This is a genomic window from Paenibacillus sp. A14 (assembly GCF_036864815.1).
GTDB classification, from domain to species: domain Bacteria; phylum Bacillota; class Bacilli; order Paenibacillales; family Paenibacillaceae; genus Fontibacillus; species Fontibacillus sanfengchensis.
In genome coordinates this window covers 289527-309330 of record NZ_JBAGJD010000003.1, presented here as the reverse complement: position 1 = coordinate 309330, position 19804 = coordinate 289527, and the positions used below count along the sequence as shown (strand labels likewise).

At 53.3% G+C, this 19804-nt stretch carries 19 protein-coding genes; 16 read left to right on the top strand and 3 right to left on the bottom strand.

The annotated features are described in order from the left end of the window. Positions 1-179 precede the first annotated feature (179 nt). From rplS to V4U88_RS09355, 7 genes are all read left to right on the top strand, one after another. A complete protein-coding gene (gene rplS / locus V4U88_RS09385) occupies positions 180-524 on the top strand; it encodes a 50S ribosomal protein L19 (RefSeq protein WP_114495903.1) in 345 nt (114 codons plus the stop codon). A 169-nt stretch (positions 525-693) separates the two neighbouring features. Then, positions 694-1320 (top strand): signal peptidase I, encoded by a 627-nt coding sequence (gene lepB, locus V4U88_RS09380; RefSeq protein WP_334073004.1) that lies wholly within the window; start codon positions 694-696, stop codon positions 1318-1320. Positions 1321-1367: 47 nt separating this feature from the next. After that, the gene (gene ylqF / locus V4U88_RS09375) at positions 1368-2231 is read left to right on the top strand and encodes a ribosome biogenesis GTPase YlqF (protein ID WP_334073003.1); all 864 of its coding nucleotides are present in this window, start codon (positions 1368-1370) and stop codon (positions 2229-2231) included. Between the two features lie 360 nt (positions 2232-2591). After that, positions 2592-3209 carry a ribonuclease HII gene (locus tag V4U88_RS09370; RefSeq protein WP_334073002.1) on the top strand — a complete coding sequence of 206 codons (618 nt, stop codon included), beginning with the start codon at positions 2592-2594 and terminating at the stop codon, positions 3207-3209. A 57-nt stretch (positions 3210-3266) separates the two neighbouring features. After that, positions 3267-5219 carry a flagellar hook-length control protein FliK gene (locus V4U88_RS09365; protein WP_334073001.1) on the top strand — a complete coding sequence of 651 codons (1953 nt, stop codon included), beginning with the start codon at positions 3267-3269 and terminating at the stop codon, positions 5217-5219. After that, entirely contained in the window at positions 5216-5521 is a 306-nt protein-coding gene (locus tag V4U88_RS09360) for an EscU/YscU/HrcU family type III secretion system export apparatus switch protein (RefSeq protein WP_334073000.1), read from the top strand. The genes V4U88_RS09365 and V4U88_RS09360 overlap by 4 nt, the downstream gene beginning before the upstream one ends. Continuing rightward, positions 5514-5921, top strand: a complete 408-nt coding sequence (locus V4U88_RS09355) for a YraN family protein (RefSeq protein ID WP_334072999.1) — start codon at positions 5514-5516, stop codon at positions 5919-5921. The genes V4U88_RS09360 and V4U88_RS09355 overlap by 8 nt, the downstream gene beginning before the upstream one ends. A gap of 143 nt (positions 5922-6064) precedes the next feature. Here V4U88_RS09355 and V4U88_RS09350 read toward each other — a convergent pair whose 3' ends face one another. From V4U88_RS09350 to V4U88_RS09340, 3 genes are all read right to left on the bottom strand, one after another. Then, positions 6065-7066 (bottom strand): glycosyltransferase family 8 protein, encoded by a 1002-nt coding sequence (locus tag V4U88_RS09350; RefSeq protein WP_334072998.1) that lies wholly within the window; start codon positions 7064-7066, stop codon positions 6065-6067. 138 nt (positions 7067-7204) lie between these two features. Further along, a complete protein-coding gene (locus V4U88_RS09345; protein ID WP_334072997.1) occupies positions 7205-8788 on the bottom strand; it encodes a YifB family Mg chelatase-like AAA ATPase in 1584 nt (527 codons plus the stop codon). A 139-nt stretch (positions 8789-8927) separates the two neighbouring features. After that, positions 8928-9167, bottom strand: coding sequence for a DUF6199 family natural product biosynthesis protein (locus V4U88_RS09340; RefSeq protein ID WP_334072996.1), 240 nt, complete (start codon positions 9165-9167; stop codon positions 8928-8930). 437 nt (positions 9168-9604) lie between these two features. Between V4U88_RS09340 and sucC the strand changes: the two genes are divergently transcribed. The 9 genes from sucC (at position 9605) to flgC (ending at position 19793) form a co-directional block, all read left to right on the top strand. Next, positions 9605-10765: an ADP-forming succinate--CoA ligase subunit beta gene (gene sucC, locus V4U88_RS09335; RefSeq protein ID WP_334072995.1), complete on the top strand. Its 1161-nt coding sequence runs from the start codon at positions 9605-9607 to the stop codon at positions 10763-10765. Positions 10766-10801: 36 nt separating this feature from the next. Continuing rightward, positions 10802-11731 (top strand): succinate--CoA ligase subunit alpha, encoded by a 930-nt coding sequence (gene sucD, locus V4U88_RS09330; protein ID WP_334072994.1) that lies wholly within the window; start codon positions 10802-10804, stop codon positions 11729-11731. A 109-nt stretch (positions 11732-11840) separates the two neighbouring features. Next, on the top strand, positions 11841-12929 hold the full coding sequence (gene dprA, locus V4U88_RS09325) for a DNA-processing protein DprA (RefSeq protein WP_334072993.1): 1089 nt from the start codon (positions 11841-11843) through the stop codon (positions 12927-12929). Between the two features lie 98 nt (positions 12930-13027). Beyond that, a complete protein-coding gene (gene topA / locus V4U88_RS09320; protein ID WP_334072992.1) occupies positions 13028-15130 on the top strand; it encodes a type I DNA topoisomerase in 2103 nt (700 codons plus the stop codon). A 60-nt stretch (positions 15131-15190) separates the two neighbouring features. After that, on the top strand, positions 15191-16510 hold the full coding sequence (gene trmFO, locus V4U88_RS09315; RefSeq protein ID WP_334072991.1) for a methylenetetrahydrofolate--tRNA-(uracil(54)-C(5))-methyltransferase (FADH(2)-oxidizing) TrmFO: 1320 nt from the start codon (positions 15191-15193) through the stop codon (positions 16508-16510). Between the two features lie 70 nt (positions 16511-16580). Further along, entirely contained in the window at positions 16581-17123 is a 543-nt protein-coding gene (gene hslV / locus V4U88_RS09310) for an ATP-dependent protease subunit HslV (protein ID WP_148449862.1), read from the top strand. A 16-nt stretch (positions 17124-17139) separates the two neighbouring features. After that, positions 17140-18546 (top strand): ATP-dependent protease ATPase subunit HslU, encoded by a 1407-nt coding sequence (gene hslU, locus V4U88_RS09305; RefSeq protein ID WP_334072990.1) that lies wholly within the window; start codon positions 17140-17142, stop codon positions 18544-18546. Positions 18547-18929: 383 nt separating this feature from the next. Then, a complete protein-coding gene (gene flgB / locus V4U88_RS09300; protein ID WP_334072989.1) occupies positions 18930-19337 on the top strand; it encodes a flagellar basal body rod protein FlgB in 408 nt (135 codons plus the stop codon). Between the two features lie 6 nt (positions 19338-19343). Beyond that, positions 19344-19793 carry a flagellar basal body rod protein FlgC gene (gene flgC / locus V4U88_RS09295; RefSeq protein ID WP_334072988.1) on the top strand — a complete coding sequence of 150 codons (450 nt, stop codon included), beginning with the start codon at positions 19344-19346 and terminating at the stop codon, positions 19791-19793. The last annotated feature ends 11 nt before the right edge of the window (positions 19794-19804 follow it).

Sequence of the window (19804 nt, the reverse complement as noted above, 5' to 3'; positions counted from 1 at the left end):
GATGATGCGCTTGGCGAATCCCCCTTCGCCAGAGCCCAATTAAAATTCCTTGCTATGCATAGAAAATTATGATAAAATTCTTTTTGTTGTGAATTCGGTGGTCCTCTGCGGATGATGAGGGAGAACAAGAGGTTCTCCGGAAGAGGCATGAACACCTGAGTGGAAGGAGGGAGTCCTAGATGAATATCGTACAAGCGATTACGCAAGAACAACTTCGCAAAGATATTCCGAGCTTTCGTCCTGGTGACACTTTAAAAGTGTTCGTAAAGGTTATTGAGGGAACTCGTGAACGTATCCAGTTGTTTGAAGGTGTTGTTATTAAGCGTCGTGGCGGCGGAATCAGCGAAACTTTTACAGTTCGTAAAATTTCGAACGGTGTAGGCGTGGAAAGAACTTTCCCGCTTCATTCCCCAAAAATCGATAAGATCGAAGTGGCTCGCCGTGGTAAAGTGCGTCGTGCGAAGCTGTACTATCTTCGTGAACTTCGCGGTAAAGCAGCGAGAATTAAAGAAGTACGTCGTTAATTCGTTAACGATCAGGGGGGCTTGGGCGATCAAGCCCCTTTACTTTTTTTATGAAGGAATTTTTATATGATTTCAGCAGAGCTGAAGGAACTCCTTTTAAAATACGTCGGTAGACGTTTTTCTTTATAAACAGGCAACTTACATATTTGACGAAGAGAGGTCAGGAACTATGGAGCATCAAGTTCAATCCGAACAACCGGTCTCGTCGGAAACCCCGCAAGATCCGCCCAAGAAGGAAAAGAGCGAGGCGCTGGAATGGCTGAAAGCCATCGTTATCGCTGTCGTGCTTGTACTCCTGATTCGCTGGCTTTTCTTTGCCCCGTTTATTGTGGACGGTCCGTCGATGCAGCCGAACTTCCATACCGGTGAAAGAATTATCGTGAACAAGATTATTTACGACATTCGTGCGCCTAAACATGGCGAAGTCGTCGTTTTCCATGTGCCTTCCGAGGGGCGTGATTTTATCAAACGGGTCATCGGCGTTCCCGGGGATACGGTAAAAGTGGAAGGGGATACGGTTACCGTCAACGGTAAAGCGATTGAAGAACCTTATATTCAGGATATCCTGAATGAAAAACATAGGAATAATGAACTCTATAATACGGAAGCGAATTTTCCCAATGACTTCGTTCCGGAAGGCGTTGTGCCGGAGGGCTATATCTTTGTGCTTGGCGACAACCGGTCCAACAGTACGGACAGCCGGAGAATCGGATTCGTGCCGTACGGGGACATTATTGGCCGGGCGGATCTCGTGTTCTGGCCTTTGAAAGATATCCAATTCATCAAGCACTATTAAACGACATCCGGTTGGCCTGGCTAATCGGGAGCTAGAGGTGAAAGAGCATGACAATTCAATGGTTTCCCGGACATATGACCAAGGCCCGCCGCCAGATCCAGGAAAAACTGAAGCTGATTGACGTGGTGATTGAACTCATTGACGCCAGGCTTCCGTTATCCAGCAGAAATCCGATGATTGACGAGATTTTGCAGGGAAAACCGCGGCTCATTGTTTTGAATAAGGCGGATCTGGCCGATCCGGCGATTACCCGGCAGTGGATCGATTACTTTAAGGAAGAAGGCCATGCGGCCATTCAAGTGGATGCCACGAGCGGGCAAGGCGTGAAGGACATCCCGGTGATGGCGAAGGAACTACTCAGGGACAAAATCGAACGTCAATTGGCCAAAGGAATTAACCCGCGTGCCGTTCGGGCGCTGATCGTGGGGATTCCGAATGTCGGCAAATCGACGCTGATCAACCGCCTGGCGGGACGGAGCATCGCCGCGACGGGCGATCGTCCCGGGGTTACCAAAGCCCAGCAGTGGATTAAGGTAGGAACGGAAATGGAGCTTCTAGACACCCCGGGTATTCTCTGGCCCAAGTTTGAGGATCAGAACGTAGGTTATCGTCTGGCTTTGACCGGGGCGATCCGGGAGGAAATTTTAAATATTGAGGACATCGCTTTTTTCGGGGTCAAATACTTGTCGAAGTATTACTGGAATCCGCTTCAGGAACGATTTGACCTGAAGGAGCAGCCGCAGGATACCGAAAATCCCGACGAGATCGTAGCCGTCATGGAAGAGATCGGTCGAAAACGCGGTTGTATCGTCAGCGGCGGACGGGTGGATTTGGAGAAGGCTTCCGGCATTTTTCTTCGTGAGCTTCGCGCCGGAAAGCTGGGCAGGTATAGCCTGGAAGCCCCTTATTAACGGGCATGGACGGACGCTACGTTCGCTTTTTGTACCAAGCACGAATCCACTGGGATTCGTGCTTTTTTTTCTATGCCCCCCAGGTAGACCGGGGTTCAGCAATAGGGCTAATGGGAGCCAAAGGCTAAGCCGGTGGCTTTAGCTATAGGACAAAAGAAACTGATGTCTAACTTAGGTAAGATGAATTTTAGGCATCTACTCTCAAAATAGAGGTTATATGCCGATAATAAAGGTGATGCGTTGAATTGTCTTCAGTCATGTTCATGCATAACCAGACAAGTCGGCCGGAGTCCGGAAGAACTTGATCATCACAATCCAGAAGAGTAAGCTTGTATAAGGTTGCGTCATGAAGGAGGCACTATGAGCGATCTATTAATGTATGAAAAAGAATATTGGCGGTCATACCACAATATCGCCGGCATTGACGAAGTCGGACGGGGATGCCTGTTTGGCGATGTGGTGGCTGCTGCGGTCATTTTACCGCAAGGGTTAGTTCTGGAGGATGTCAATGACTCCAAGAGGCTAAGTCCGAAAAAACGGGACGTGCTGTATGATCTTATTATGGATCAGGCGGTCGCAGTAGGAATCGGTTATGCGGATTCCGAGACAATTGATCAAATCAATATAAAACAGGCTACACGCCTGGCCATGAAGCAGGCCGTAGAGCAATTGGCGGTAGCTCCGGATTATCTTCTTATCGATGCCGAGAAAATCGACTCGCCGATTCCGCAGTTATCGGTGATTAAAGGGGACGCCACGAGTCAATCGATCGCTGCGGCTTCGATCGTGGCCAAAGTGACGCGTGACCGGCTATGTCAAGGGACCTGGGATGCGCTTTATCCCGAATACGGGATTGCGGTACATAAAGGGTATGCCACGAAGTTTCACAGAGAGCAAATTCTGGCTCTCGGTCCAACGCCTATGCATCGTAAAAGCTTTATGCGGAACTTATTTGTTGAAGAACAAACCTTATTTTAACAAGCCCGCCCCGCAAGGGCGGGTTTTCCATACACTTTGGCGGATGGGAGTGGGATAATGAATATTGGACCTATACTGCGCGGCATGATCGGGGAGAGTAAGCCCGGCACACCAAAGACGTTGGATTTGAAAGCCGGTCAGGTCGTTCGGGGGACGGTGTTAAGTGTTTCGGAAGACGGCCAGGAAGCGGTTATTCAAGTGCAGGGGGTCAAATTGCATGCTACATTGGAGACTCCGCTGAAGGAAGGACAGACTACGTTGCTGCAGGTCCAGCCTCAGATGGAGGATGGGGTCCTAATGTTAAAGCCGATTCAGACTACGCCGGCAGGCACGATGTCGGCGGCCTCTTTAGCCAGCGCTTTGGAAACAATGGGACTGGAAAACACTCCGGAAAACCGTGATTTGCTGCAGTTGATGCAGACGAACGGAATTCCATTGACAAAAGAAAACGTAACGAAGCTCTTATCGTTAAATAGTCTGAAGCCGCCCGAGACTCCGTTGGCGGAGTGGATTCATGCGGCGGGGATTGCCATAAATCGCGCGCTCCCTCTTACGGGGGAAACCGTTAGAGGCCTGCAGCAGGCCGTATTTGGCCCGCCGCTCCATACGCTGTTATCCGCGCTGGAAGAGCAGTTGGGCCAGTGGTTCGGGCAAGTTGCTTCAACGGAAGCCGGTTTGCCTGCCGGAAAAGATGCCGCCGGTACGGCATGGGACGGAAAAGGCGGAATACCGGCCGGAAGAACCGCGGAGCCATCCGGTCCGGAAGCGAAGGCTCTGCTTGGGAAGGCCCCGCAGGCTGAAGGGGCCGTAAGGGCAACTGGCGGCGGCATTCCGGGTGCTCAAGCCGCCGCCGCGGAACCGGAGCCCCCGGCGGCTATGATGAGCCAGGGGGCCAATGTCAAGCCGGAGAGCGGGCTCCCACCGCAGCTTCTGCAGAAGCTGCAGGCCGTGCTCTCCGAAGTGAAGGCGGCCGTGCTGCTGGAAGGCACGGCCGCGGGGAGCGCGTCCCCGCCCGCAGCGGGGACGGCCGGGACCGGCGCCGCCGGCGGGCAACAGCCGCTGGCGGGCGCCGCTGCCGCTGCCGGCGAGCCTGCGGCAGCGGCGGTGCCCGGCGAAGGACCCGCCGGGCCTTCGCCGCAGCAGCGCCCCACCCCCCCGGCGGAGCCGTGGGTGGGGCGCGTGCTGAAGCTGCTCGGTGCGGAGCACGAGCAGCAGGTGCTTCGCGCGGGCGCCTCCGGCGAGCCCGCGGCAAGCGCAGCGCCATCGCCCGCGGGCGCTGCTCCCGGCGGCGTGCAGCAGGCCGCGCCGGGGCAGCCCGGCTTGGCCGGGCCGGCCGCCGCGGCCATCGCCGCCGAGATCGGGGCGGGCCCGCAGGAGTCGGCGCCGGCGCACCCGGCCGGTGCAGCGGCGCTGCCGGGCGCGGCCGCGCAGGAGGCGCCCGACGCCGCGTCGGCTAGCGCCCGCGACACCTTGAAAAGCCTCCTGCTGCAGGTTGCCGCCGCCGATGATCTGCCGGCTCCGCTCCAGGAGACCGCCCGGCAAATCGTCCAGCAGCTGACCGGACAGCAGCTGCTTTTGACGACGGACCGGACCGCGCCTTTTGCCCAGGTGACGATGTTCCTGCCGTTTATCGGGCCGGACGGAGAGCAGACCGCCGCGGTTCACATCGAATCGCGCCGCGGAAGAAAAGGCGAACTTGATGCCGATAACTGCCGGCTTTGGTTTGACCTGCAGATGAAAGCGCTGGGACAGCTCATGGTGGATGTGCAGGTGGCGGATAAAAAAGTGCTGCTCAAAATTTATAGCGAACGGGATATCGCCGGGGTCTTCTTGGAATCCAGGCAGCAGGAGATCGAAGCCGCGCTCGATGCCGCGGGATACCGTCTGCTGTCTTTAAAGGCCGAGCCACTGATTCCGTCGGGGGAAACGGGAGAAAAGCCGGGACACGAGCTGGCCCCATCCCTGTCTTATGCGCCCAGTCCCTATAAAGGGGTGGATTATCGCGTATGAACGAGAAGGACGAACAGCGAGAGCTTTCCTTGAAAAAAGCCGTCGCTTTGAAATACGATCCGCAGAAGCATGATGCCCCGGTAGTGGCGGCCAAGGGCAGCGGACTGCTGGCGGAGAAAATACTGGATCTGGCCCGGGAGAACGATATACCGGTTCAGGAGGATGCGGCTTTGGTCGAGGTGCTGTCCAAGCTCGACCTGGACCGGCAAATCCCGCCGGAGTTATATACGTTGGTTGCCGAGATCCTAAGTTTTATCTACCGCTCGGACAAGCTTGCGGAAAGAGGGATGGATCTTGAGTAAACACTACTCTTCGTCGGAGGACAAGAGTCGTGGACTCCGGGATGAGCGCATAGCCCGGGGCCGGCGGGCCGAGCAGTTGGCGGCCGATTACCTGATCGGCCAAGGGTATGAAATTTTGCATCGGAACTGGCGCTGCAGAAGCGGGGAACTGGACCTGGTGGCGAAAAAGGAGGGCGTACTCGTCGTCGTGGAGGTACGCAGCCGAAAAAGCCGGAATTCAGCCTTCGGCACGCCGGCGGAATCCGTGACGGCCCGCAAGATCAAGCAGGTTCGCGATACGGCTGCGATTTATTTTCAACGAACCGGCAAATCCGCCGCTCTTATTCGTTTTGACGTGGTCGCCGTTACTTTTGGCCTCGGGGACGAGTTGACCCTGGAACATATTAAGGCTGCCTTTTGAAACCGGACGTAAGGAATATGACTTGGCAATGCCAAAAAAGAAGTACAAAACCACATGGTTCTGTACTTCTTTTTTCTACTTAAAAGGGCCCCGTGGCTTTAGATCTGACGAAAGAGAGGTGTCATCCGCTTGTTTTTGTTAGCTTATAGGGGCCGCCGGCGAGTTCCCCTTCTTTTTTTGCGGAGAGTCGCCTTGCGCCTGCCCGCGGATTTGACCGATTTCGAATGGGGTAAAGCGATGCGGGGAATTCTGCTCCTTTTTGATCGGAGTTTTACTCCCGTCGCTTTCCGCTTTCTTCGTCTTATGCGCGTCTGGCCCTTTATCTCCCTTGCAGCAGCGGGTGTCACGAAGTAATGGGGTGCTTGTTTGCTCCACGGCGTCAAACTAAGGTATTTGAGGTACAGTTCCCAGCCTGGGGAATGGCGGTCCCAACATTTATCTTCTCCGGCGAAATGGACGATTTTATTATGATAGTCAGGGTCGGCCGCCGCCATGCTAAAAAGGTTGAAACGCAGGTCGAGCGGAAGGTAATTCCCCCCGTAAACCGCATTCAAGGCATCCTGATCGGGCATGGTAGTACCCGGGAAATTCCGGAAAAAGTTCAGCGTTTCTCCATACCAGTCAGGTTTTTGGCGGATGCTGTTCAAATCGAATAAAATAACCCCTGAGTTGAAATAAAGATCCGGATTTAACCCCATGGAACTGATCGTATGCGTTACATTCATAATGTTCTGGTCCCAAACTGCCCCCAAATAAGCACCATTTAACTCAATTTTCCATAGTTCTTCAATATCCATGTTTACCAGAATATCGCAATCCAGATAAATGATTTTGTCTACCGGCACTAGTCCCGGTATCAGCAACCGATACATGCAGGCTGTTGTCCAGACGTTAACCGAAGCCACATTCTCCATCACCTGGCGCAGGTCTTCAGGAATGGCAACCGGATAAAATTGAATGGTCTGATTAAAGGCGGTCGCCAACTCAAAAAGTTTTTGCCGGTTATCTTCACTCAGTGTTTCATCGTGCAAGATATGAACATTCACCGCGGATTTCGTGTTATGGAAAATCGATGCAAGAACGACACCTGCATGCTCAGCGTACTGCCCATCCTTATCCTGAAAGGCCAAGGCTAGTTCAATCATCTGATTTATCCTCTCTTTAGTATAGTTGTATGCACATTATACGTTAGTGGAGAGGTGGTGGGTAAGGCGCTATCCCAAAGCAAGAAGCCTAAATTTATTTTATTGATCGATAATAAATTTGGAAATTGTTGTATTGGATTATCCCGATACATCCAACTGCCGGCGGTCGAGGTGGCGGTATTGAATTGCTTCTGCAACCTGTTCTTCCCGGATATTCTCCAGTCCCTCCAGGTCCGCAATCGTGCGTGACAGCTTCACGATCCGGTCGTAGGCACGCATGCTGAGTCCCAGGGTTTCAAAGGAGGCATCCAACAAACGTACAGCTCCCGAGCTCATCTGGGCGTATTTTCGCAGCAGGCTGCCGGATAATTCGCTGTTCCGGGAAATCCCCAGGCCCTGGTAACGCTGTAGTTGGATTTGTTCGGCCCGCCGCACCTGCTCCCGCATTTCTTTCGAGGAGAGCGGCTTCGTATCCTCCTGCCAGCGCTGTGGGCGAGGTACCTCCACTTGCATATCCACCCGGTCAAGCAAGGGCCCGGAAATTCTCTCCCGATATTGAGCGATTCGAAAAGGCGGACAGGTGCAAACGGGTTGGGGGAATTCCGATCCGAACCAGCCGCACGGACACGGATTTAACGACCCGGCGAGCAAAAAGTGCGCCGGAAAGGTGAATGCGGCCCGTGAACGGCTGATCGTGACGATCCGCTCTTCCAGCGGCTGTCTGAGTACTTCCAGGACGTTGCGGGAGAACTCCGGCAGTTCGTCCAGGAACAAGACGCCTCTATGGGCGAGGCTGACTTCGCCCGGTTTGGGGATGCTTCCGCCGCCGATAAGGCCCCCACCGGAAATCGTATGATGCGGCGAGCGGAAAGGCCGTTTGGTCATCAAGCCGTCCCGTTGCTTCAACTTGCCGGCGGAGCTGTAAATCTTGGTAACCTCCAGCGATTCTTCGGGGGTAAGCGGGGGTAATATCCCGGGGAGGCGGCGGATGAGCATCGTTTTGCCCGTGCCGGGCGGGCCGATGAGCACGATATTGTGCATTCCGGCCGCGGCGATGGTCAGGGCCCGCTTGATCGGCCGTTGGCCAAGCACGTCTCGGTAATCCTCGCGCAGGGTGTCCGGAAGTTGGGCAGGATTGCCGGCAGGCACGCTGCTTCTCGTTTGCTTTAAATGGTCTAAAGAATGAAGGACAACCGATTCCGTGAGGTTTTGATCCCGTTGACACCCGGGAACCAGTTCACTGAGATGGCCGATGCCGAAGACGGTGACCCCCTCCAGCAGCAGCGCTTCCGAGACGCTGCTTTTGGGTACAAGGACAGCCTGAAAGCCGCGCTTGCGGGCCAGGTCGACCATGGGAAGGATTCCTGGAACCCCGCGCAGTGTTCCATCGAGAGCCAATTCACCGATAACCAGCATGTTTCCGCTCGCCGGAAGGGTGACCTGACCGCTAGCGGTCAATAGCCCGAGCGCGATCGCCAGATCAAAGGCCGTGCCCTCTTTCCGCAAATCGGCCGGAGCAAGATTGATGGTCACCCGCTGCAGCGGAAAGGCAAAGCCGCAGTTCTTGATGGCTGCCCTTACGCGGTCTACCGCTTCGCGAACCGCGGAATCCGGCAAGCCTACCACCTGGGTCTGCGGGATCCCGTTCGCCAAATCCACCTCGACTTCAATTAAAACGCCGTCGATTCCATAAAGACAGGCGCTATACAGTTTTCCGTACAATAAAAAACACCCCTCTCCCGTTGAAAGGCCGGTTAGGCCGAATTCCGGAAAAAAGGTGCTTCCATATTTTCCATATTCTTATGTTCGTATCTTAGAAGTTTCCCGCTAAAAAGTCAACCCCGGGTTTGCCCCCGGGTCATTAAGAAGCCAAGGCCGACCATAAGCTTAGAAGACCACACACCAAAAAGAAGGAGCCAAGCAGAATCGCTACAAAACCCGCAAATTTCATATACTCCAAATAAGATTCGCTCGGTTCCGAGTCGCCCTTGACTTTCCAGCCTTCATTGCTTCTCCAACCGAAAGAAGGCTTTCTTCTGGTAAATATACCATAAAAAATAATCAAAATCCCGATCAACATGAGCACAAGCGCGATAAACACAAGATCAGCTCCTTTTTTATGAATACGGAGTTCGACAGATCCAGTTTCAAGTAAAAATCAGTTCAATTCCAATTATATACTATTTATACAGGAGCTTGCGACATCGTTACCTAGTTCATTACCCAAGATTAACAAGTGATATATATGAAAAAAAGCAAGTGCAGATAGCACAATAATGGATTAAGTGTTTTTCGACAAAATTAAAGGAAATTTGCGGGTTTCATCGAAATTTGGCATAGCTAAAACGCTATCATTGCCGCGATACATCCAATAAACCGGATAAATTCATCTCGGAATGAGATGATTATGATATAAAAAAGTTGTGTATAAATCATGAACTTTTTAAGGAAAGCGTTTTAAAAACATGGTACAATAATTTGGGTTTTACTATTGTTTGACTACCATTAAAACCGCCTGTTGATAGGAGGATTCCAAGCATGAATATCCATGAATATCAAGGAAAAGAAGTCCTTAAGCAGTACGGGGTCGCCGTCCCCGAAGGGCAAGTGGCATTTACGGTGGAAGAAGCCGTAGAGGCGGCGAAAACGCTGGGCAGTCCGGTGGTTGTCGTCAAGGCGCAAATCCATGCTGGAGGCCGGGGGAAGGCCGGTGGTGTCAAGGTCGCGAAGAACCTGGATGAAGTACGCGCTTATGCTCAGGAGATTCTGGGGAAGGTGCTGGTTACCCACCAAACGGGGCCGGAAGGCAAGGAAGTCAAGCGGCTGCTGATTGAGCAGGGCTGCGATATTAAGAAGGAATATTATGTCGGCGTCGTGGTGGACCGGGCGACCGGACGCGTCGTGATGATGGCTTCCGAAGAGGGCGGTACGGAGATTGAAGAAGTGGCGGCGCAGACGCCTGAAAAAATATTTAAAGAAGTGATTGATCCGGCAATAGGTCTACAGGCCTATCAAGCCCGGAGATTGGCATTTGCCATCAACATTCCGAAGGAATTGGTGAATAAGGCTTCCCAGTTTATGCTGGCGCTTTATCGCGCATTTGTCGATAAGGACTGCTCCATTGCGGAGATCAACCCGCTTGTCGTTACCGGCGACGGGGATGTGATGGCGCTTGATGCCAAGCTTAACTTTGATTCCAACGCGCTGTTCCGCCATCCGGATATTTTGGCCTTGCGCGATTTGGAAGAAGAGGACGAGAAGGAGATCGAGGCTTCCAAGTATGATCTGAGCTACATCGCTTTGGACGGGAATATCGGCTGTATGGTCAACGGTGCCGGCTTGGCGATGGCCACGATGGACATCATCAAAACCTACGGCGGGGATCCGGCCAACTTCCTGGACGTAGGGGGCGGCGCAACGGCCGAGAAAGTTACGGAAGCGTTCAAAATCATCCTCTCCGACGCGAAGGTGAAGGGGATTTTCGTCAATATTTTCGGCGGCATCATGAGATGCGATGTCATCGCCTCCGGGATCGTGGAAGCGGCGAAGCAGGTCGGGCTGGATCGTCCGCTCGTGGTTCGTTTGGAAGGCACGAATGTGGAGAAGGGCAAATTGATTTTGGCCGAGTCTGGCCTTGCGATCGTGTCCGCGGATTCGATGGCGGACGGCGCGCAAAAAATCGTTTCGCTCGTATCTTGATCTCATCACCATATCCATGAACGGGAGGCTCGAAGCATGAGTATTTTGGTCGATAAAAATACAAAAGTCATCACCCAGGGGATTACGGGAAAAACCGCCCTTTTCCATGCCAAAGGGGCACTGGATTACGGGACGCAAATGGTCGGAGGAACTTCGCCCGGCAAAGGCGGGACAACGGTGGATATCGCTTTGGAGAACGGAGAAACCGTCAGCCTTCCGGTTTTTAATACCGTCCGCGAAGCCAAGGAAGCTACCGGGGCCAACGCCAGCGTCATCTATGTACCTCCCGCGGCGGCCGCGGATTCGATTCTCGAGGCGGTTGAAGCGGAGATGGATCTGGTCATCTGCATCACGGAAGGAATTCCGGTGCTGGACATGGTCAAAGTAAAGCGTTATATGGAAGGCAAAAAAACGGTTCTCATCGGACCGAACTGCCCGGGCGTCATTACGCCGGGCGAGTGCAAAATCGGCATCATGCCGGGATACATCCATTTACCGGGCCATGTGGGCGTCGTGTCGCGCAGCGGTACGCTCACGTATGAGGCGGTTCATCAGTTGACAACCCGCGGCATCGGTCAATCCTCGGCGGTCGGGATCGGCGGCGATCCCGTCAAAGGTTCGGAATTTATCGATATTCTAAAGAGATTCAACGAGGACGAGGACACTTACGCCGTCATCATGATCGGGGAAATCGGCGGTACGGCGGAGGAAGAAGCGGCGGAGTGGATTCGCGACAATATGAAGAAGCCGGTTGTCGGTTTTATCGGTGGCGTAACGGCGCCTCCGGGTAAACGGATGGGCCATGCCGGCGCGATCATCTCCGGGGGCAAAGGGACGGCCAGCGAGAAGATCGCCAAGCTGGAGGAATGCGGTATCCGCGTGGCGCCGACGCCTTCCGAAATGGGTGCGACCCTGGTTAGTGTGCTCGAAGAGCAGGGCATTTTGAATACCTGCACGACACATTAGGGGATTTCTGGTATAATCAAACCAAAGGTAAGCAACCTTCTGTTCCTAAAGGGATGGAGGGTTGCTTTTTTTATGGATTGATCTTAACCGAGAGGGAGGTAGGGAAGGGATGGATAAACGTTGGATTCTGATAGGACTCCATGAATGCCCCGGTTTGGGATGGAAAAAAATAAAAGGGATCTTGTCGAAGAATGAGGATTGGGCGTTCGCTCTCGATTTCGAACCCGGCGATTGGGTGGAGCGGGATCTTGAACCGGAATTGGCCCTCCGCGTGACGGAGCGGTTTACGGCCGGCTGGATCGAGGAGCGAGCGGAAGTGATGCGGCAGAAGGGTATTGAACCGGTCACGATTTTCGATGAGTCATATCCTATATTAATGAAGGAAACGGGAAAACCGCCTTGGGTTTTGTATACCATCGGGAACCGGGCGCTTCTGAACAGCTTATCCGTCGCCTTGGTCGGCACCCGGGTGCCGACCGCTTACGGCCGCAAAGTGGCCGCCTGGCTTGCGGAGTCTTTATGCAGCTCAGGGGTGACGGTCGTCAGCGGGCTGGCTCGCGGCATCGACGGCGTCTGCCACGAAGCCGCGCTGCGTGCGGAAGGATCGACCATCGCGGTGCTTGGAACGGCGATCGACGTAGCTTATCCGAGGGAGCATGCCGCGATGTACAGGTGCATCGCGGAGCGCGGGCTCCTGGTGTCCGAGTACCCGGTTGGCACCCCGGGGCATCCCGGATTGTTTCCGCAGCGCAACCGGATCCTGGCGGGAATGACGCGGGGGACGGTCGTCGTGGAAGCCGATTCCCGCAGCGGTTCGCTGATCACGGCGGATCAGGCGCTTGAGGAAGGCCGCGACGTGTTCGCCGTGCCGGGCCCGATTACTTCCCCCAAGAGCCGGGGGACGCTGGGCCTTCTTAAGCAAGGCGCCAAGCTGGTCATGGAGCCCGCGGACGTTTTGGAGGAATACGAATCGTTCCTGCCAAGGGCTTATGAGGGTCCCGAGGCCATGCCGTCCGCAGCCGATTTGACAACTGAGGAGCGGGCCATATACCATATGTTGGAGCAGGGAGACATGGCTTTTGAGGAACTGCTGCATCGTTCCGGGTGGGATTTTGGACATTTACATTCAGTTCTGTTATCTTTAATCATGAAAAAAGCGGTAGTTCAGTTGCCGGGTTCTGTTTATAGGATTATATAGTCCATTCTTCGGTGAGTGGTTTCATATTAAGGCTATATATCAAGAATTCAAAATATCGAGAAAATCAGTAGTGAGCTGTATGAGAGGAGGATGAACCTGTGGCGGATTCTCTCGTCATCGTCGAGTCGCCGGCCAAGGCGAAAACGATTGGCAAATACTTAGGGAGCAAATACATCGTGAAAGCTTCAATGGGTCATGTTCGCGATTTGCCCAAAAGTCAGATCGGGGTTGAAGTGGAGAACGACTTCAGTCCAAAGTATATTACAATCCGTGGGAAAGGTTCAGTTTTAAAAGAACTAAAGGATGCCAGCAAAAAGGTGAAGAAAATCTATCTGGCGGCTGACCCGGATCGCGAAGGAGAGGCGATCGCCTGGCACTTGGCCCATGTTCTGGATGTGGACCAATCGGAAAGCTGCCGCGTCGTCTTTAACGAAATTACAAAAGACGCCGTAAAAGATGCTTTTAAAACTCCGCGAAAAATAAATATGGACCTTGTTAATGCCCAACAAGCGAGGCGGATTTTGGACCGTCTGGTCGGCTACAAGATCAGCCCGCTGTTGTGGAAAAAGGTTAAGAAAGGGTTGTCGGCCGGCCGCGTTCAATCGGTTGCCGTGAAGATCATTCTCGATCGTGAGAATGAAATCTCGGCTTTTATTCCGGAGGAATATTGGAGCATTACGGCCAAACTCAAAACCGGACAAACGCCGTTTGAGGCCAAGTTCCATCAATATAAGGGAGAGAAGCTGGAACTCGGCAACGAGGAACAGGTGCAAGAAATCCTGAAGTCCATCGAGAAAGCGGAGTTCCGGGTCGCCGATGTGAAGGAGAAGGAACGGCTGCGTCATCCTGCGGCTCCTTTTACGACCAGCTCCCTGCAGCAGGAAGCGGCGCGGAAGTTAAACTTCCGTGCGGCCAAGACGATGTCCGTGGCCCAGCAGCTATACGAGGGTGTAGACCTCGGCAAGGAGGGCACCGTGGGTCTGATCACTTACATGCGTACGGACTCGACGCGGATTTCCACAACAGCCCAGGAAGAGGCGAAGGAATATATCGTCGGCAAGTTCGGGGGAGACTTCGTGCCTGAATCGCCGCGGCAGTATTCCAAAAAGGCGGCCGGAGCCCAGGATGCTCACGAAGCGGTCCGCCCGACTTCCGCTATGCGAGATCCCGAATCGGTTAAAGCGTTTACCAGCCGCGACCAATATCGGCTGTATAAGCTGATCTGGGAACGCTTTATGGCCAGTCAAATGGCTTCCGCGATTCTGGATACGATGTCCGTGGATATTGCCGCAGGCGACGCGACCTTCCGGGCCGTGGGATCCAAAATCCGCTTTCCGGGCTTTATGAAGGTATACGTAGAAGGCAATGATGATGGAACCACCGAGGACGACAAGTTCCTGCCGCCTCTGCACAGCGGAGATAAGCTGACGCCTGAATCGATTGAGCCGAAGCAGCATTTTACCCAGCCGCCGCCAAGATATACGGAGGCCCGGCTTGTGAAGACGTTGGAGGAGCTCGGGATCGGTCGGCCGAGTACGTATGCCCCGACGCTGGAAACGATCCAGAAACGCGGTTACGTGGCGATTGAAGAGAAGAAATTCGTGCCTACCGAGCTTGGTGAGCTCGTTATTGAACAAATGGAGCAATTTTTCCCGGAGATTCTGGACGTTGAATTTACCGCCCATATGGAGGGTGACCTTGACCATGTGGAGGAAGGCTCCGAAGATTGGGTGAGGGTCCTGGGCGAATTTTACGAGACCTTTGAGAAGCGTCTGGAAGTCGCGGAAGAAGAAATGAAGGAAATCGAAATCGAAGATGAGGTTTCCGATGAGATCTGCGAAAAATGCGGAAAGCCGCTTGTATATAAACTGGGTCGCTTCGGTAAGTTTTTGGCCTGCTCCGGGTTCCCGGATTGCCGGAATACGAAGCCGATCGTCAAGGACATCGGAGTCACCTGTCCGAAGTGTAAAGAAGGGCATGTCGTCGAACGCCGCAGCAAAAAGGGACGCGTGTTCTATGGCTGCGACAGATATCCGGAATGCGATTTCGTGTCCTGGGACCGGCCGTCGCCGAAGCCTTGCCCGAAGTGCAGCTCGCTGCTTGTCGTTAAGCGAAACAAACAGGGGGGCAAGCTGCAATGTACCGCTTGCGATTACACAGAGCCGATTGAAGAGCAGGATGATGAGGCGGCAGTGGAATAATTCCTAAACTTGAATGAACTAGAATATGCGTTACAGCGAGAGATGCGGGGGAATTCAAAAGTGACAGAGAAGAATAGGGTAACCGTCATCGGAGCGGGCCTGGCGGGCAGTGAAGCCGCCTGGCAACTTGCGAGCCGGGGCGTGCCCGTTACGTTATATGAGATGCGGCCGGTTGTCAAAACGCCGGCCCACCACACGGATAAATTCGCGGAACTGGTATGCAGCAACTCGCTCCGGGCAAACGGCCTGACCAATGCGGTCGGCGTTTTGAAGGAAGAAATGCGCATGTTGAACTCGCTTGTTCTCGGGTCCGCGGACCGGAATGCCGTACCGGCGGGAGGCGCCTTGGCCGTCGACCGGGACGGTTTCTCCGGCGAGATTACGAAGACGCTTCATGAGCACCCTCTTGTCGAGGTTGTGAATGAAGAAATCAGGGAGATTCCGCAGGACGGTATCGTCATCGTCGCCACCGGTCCCCTGACCTCCCCGGCTCTGTCGGAGCAGATCCGGAGTTTGACAGGCGAGGACTATTTTTATTTCTATGACGCGGCCGCTCCGATCGTGGAGAAGGACTCTATCGATATGGGCAAAGTCTACTTGGCATCCCGTTATGACAAGGGGGAGGCCGCGTATTTGAATTGCCCGATGACGGAGGAAGAATTCGAGGCGTTCTATGAGGCCTTGATTGCGGCCGAGGTCACCCAATTGAAAGAGTTTGAAAAAGAAGTGTATTTTGAAGGCTGCATGCCGATCGAGATTATGATGCGCCGCGGCAAACAAACGGCTCTGTTCGGTCCGATGAAGCCGGTCGGGCTCGTGAATCCGCACACGGGCAAGCTTCCGCATGCGGTCGTTCAGCTGCGTCAGGATAATGCGGCAGGCACGCTGTACAATCTGGTAGGATTTCAAACGCATTTGAAATGGGGCGAACAGAAGCGGGTGTTCTCCATGATCCCCGGACTCGAAAACGCCGAATTCGTTCGTTATGGCGTGATGCACCGCAATACGTTTATCAATTCGCCTAAATTATTGCAGCCGACTTATCAGTTGAAGGAGCGCCCGACGCTCTTTTTTGCCGGGCAAATGACCGGGGTGGAAGGATATGTTGAATCGGCCGCTTCAGGTCTTATCGCGGGCATTAATGCGGCGCAGGCGTATGCCGGGCGGGAGGGGATCATCTTCCCCGAAGATACGACGCTCGGCAGTATGGCGCGGTACATCACAACCGCTGACTTCAAGCATTTTCAGCCGATGAATGCCAATTTCGGGTTGTTTCCGAAGCTGGAGACCCGGCACCGGAAAAAAGCGGAAAAAAATGAAGCGCTTGCCCGCCGCGCTCTCGATAGCCTGCGTACTTTCATGGATCGTACGGGGCTATAGGACCGGGTTGAGGCATACGATAAAAGAGCGATTCCATCTAGAAATTGAGTAATGAAAGGGAGCGGTAGCTATGGTTCCTAGTTTTCATGCGACCACGATTTGCGCGGTCCGACATAACGGCAAAGGAGCGATCGCCGGAGATGGCCAGGTGACCTTCGGCGAAAGCGTCGTCATGAAGCAGACGGCCAAAAAGGTCCGCCGTTTGTACAGAGGTCAAGTCCTGGCCGGTTTTGCGGGGTCGGTGGCCGACGCCATCACCCTGTTTGAGAAGTTTGAAGGGAAGCTGGAGGAGCATCACGGGAATTTGCAGCGGGCGGCGGTGGAACTGGCAAAGGATTGGCGCCAGGACCGCGTTCTGCGCAAGCTCGAGGCGCTGATGATCGTGATGGATCACTCCGGAATGTTGCTAATTTCGGGAGGCGGGGAGATCATCGAGCCCGATGACGATGTGCTCGCTATCGGCTCCGGCGGGAACTTTGCGCTTTCGGCGGCCCGGGCTTTGAAACGCCATGCCGGGCAGCTGGAGGCCAAAGACATCGTGCGTGAAGCGCTTCAGGTTGCTTCGGAGATTTGCGTGTATACCAACAGCAACATCATCGTTGAAGAATTGTGATCGGGGGAACGAACTTATGCCTAACGCCAATTTAACGCCCAGACAAATTGTCGCCGAATTGGATAAGTACATCGTGGGGCAGAAGCAGGCGAAGAAATCGGTGGCGGTCGCTTTGCGAAACCGCTACCGCCGCAGTCTGCTGAGCGAAGAAGTCCAGGATGAGATCGTGCCGAAGAACATCCTTATGATCGGCCCCACCGGCGTGGGGAAAACGGAAATTGCCCGGCGTCTTGCCAAACTGGTGGGTGCTCCGTTTATCAAAGTTGAGGCCACCAAATTTACGGAGGTCGGTTATGTCGGGCGAGACGTGGAATCGATGGTGCGCGATCTCGTGGAAACCGCGATTCGCACCGTTAAGCTGGAGCGGACCGAGAAGGTGAAGGATAGGGCTGAGGATCTAGCCAATGAACGCTTGGTGCAAATTCTCGTGCCGTCCCCGAACAAGTCCAAGAACAGCCGGAATCCGTTGGAGCTGCTGTTCGGAAACCAGAATGCCGGTGAGACAAAAGGGGCTCAGGAGCAGTCCGAGGAGGACGGCGATCTGGCGGAACGCCGCCGCCAGGTCCGCTTCAAACTGCTTGCCGGGCAACTGGAGAACGACATCGTGGAGATCGAGGTGGAGGACAATGCCCCGACCATGATGGATATGTTTGCCGGCCAAGGGAACGATCAGATGGGTATGAATATGCAGGAGATGTTTGGAAACCTGCTGCCGCGCCGCACAAAGCGCAGAAAGTTGTCCATTAAGGAAGCGAGAAAGGTGCTGACCCAGGAAGAGGCGTCAAAGCTGATCGATCATGACGACCTGGTTCAGGAGGCGGTGGAGCGTGCTGAACAAACCGGGATTATTTTTATCGATGAGATCGATAAAGTCGCCAGCCGGGGCCAAGGTTCCGGTCCGGACGTGTCCCGGGAAGGTGTTCAGCGCGATATTTTGCCCATCGTGGAGGGATCTACGGTGATGACCAAATATGGACCGGTCAAAACGGACTACATTCTGTTTATCGCGGCCGGAGCCTTCCATATCGCCAAACCGTCCGATCTGATTCCCGAGTTGCAGGGGCGTTTTCCGATCCGGGTAGAGCTCAGCAGCTTGTCGTTGGATGATTTTGTCTCGATTTTAACGGAGCCCAAGAACGCTTTGACCAAGCAGTATGTTGAGCTTCTGCGGACCGAAGAAATCGAAATCGAGTTTTCTCCGGAAGCGATTCGCGAGATCGCCGCCATTGCGGCCAGCGTGAATGCCAATACGGAGAACATCGGAGCGAGAAGACTCCATACGATTTTGGAGAAGTTACTGGAGGACCTATCGTTTGAAGCGCCTGAACTAACCTTGGGAAAAATGACGATTACCCCCGAATATGTTCGGGAGAAGTTGGGGGATATAGCCAAGGATCGCGATTTAAGCCAATATATCTTGTAGCAAGTAGGACCTGTTCTGGTTTTCACTATACATTTACAAAGGCCGTAAGACCCAGTCTATCCATCGGGTTTACGGTCTTTTTTCGTATTACCCAGGATTTAACATGGGAATAGGACGTGTCGAAATATTGCGAAAAATTGAAATAATTTCAAAAAGTGCAAAAAATATCGTCAATTTCGTCAAAGATAGTGCTTTTTTCTTATTGTAATAATGTCGATTCTCCCTGAAACTTAGGATATATGACATTCTCCTATTTTTTTCTACATTAGGACATTTGAAAGACGTAAAAAACTAGTTTTTTGTCGAAAAAAAGAGGAATGTTGGAAAGGCCGTTGAATATTTAAAACTTGGTTTATTAATGTATTTACAAGGGGGGAAATTAGATGCAGTTATTGAATGGTATCGGGTTCCAACGCTTGGAAACTGCTTTGCAGGCGGCCAATCTTAGGCAAGGAGTTCTTGTCAATAATATTGCAAACGTGGATACCCCTTACTTCAAACGATCGGGCGTATCCTTTGAAAGTCTTTTGCAGCAGGAAATGAGCGGAGCGACGAGGGCCTTGGAGGGGCGAAGAACTCATTCGAAACATTTTGCAATAGGTCTATCGGCCCGTTTGGCCGGACCTGAAGTTTATACTGATCAGTCAACGATGATGACCAATAACCAAAATAATGTGGATATTGATAGCGAAATGACTCAGTTGGCTGAAAATCAACTCCGCTACAATTCTTACATAGAACAAGTCAATTACCAAATCAAAATGAAGCGAACCGCTTTGGAAGGGAGATAACGCATTTTGAAGATCAGCAACGCTTTTAACATTAGTGCTTCCGCATTGACGGCTCAACGGCTCCGGATGGATGTCATATCCTCAAATATCGCCAATGCCGAAACGACCCGAGCTCAGGTTGTGGGTGGCAAAGCCGTTCCCTACCGCCGCAAGATGGTGGTGCTGTCCCCTATGAAGACCGACTTTGGTCAAGCCCTGGGTTCCGCACTCGGAAACAGTCAGCCGAGCCAAGGTGTAAAGGTTACCCGAATCAAGGAAGATTCGGCCCCGTTTAAACCGGTATACAACCCCACACATCCAGATGCCGACAGCGAAGGTTATGTCTATATGCCTAATGTAGACATTTTGAAAGAAATGGTGGACGTCATTTCCGCTTCTAGGTCTTATGAGGCTAACGTCACGGCTTTGAACGCTTCTAAAGCTATGATGACGAAAGCACTTCAAATCGGTAAATAGAATCTTTCAGA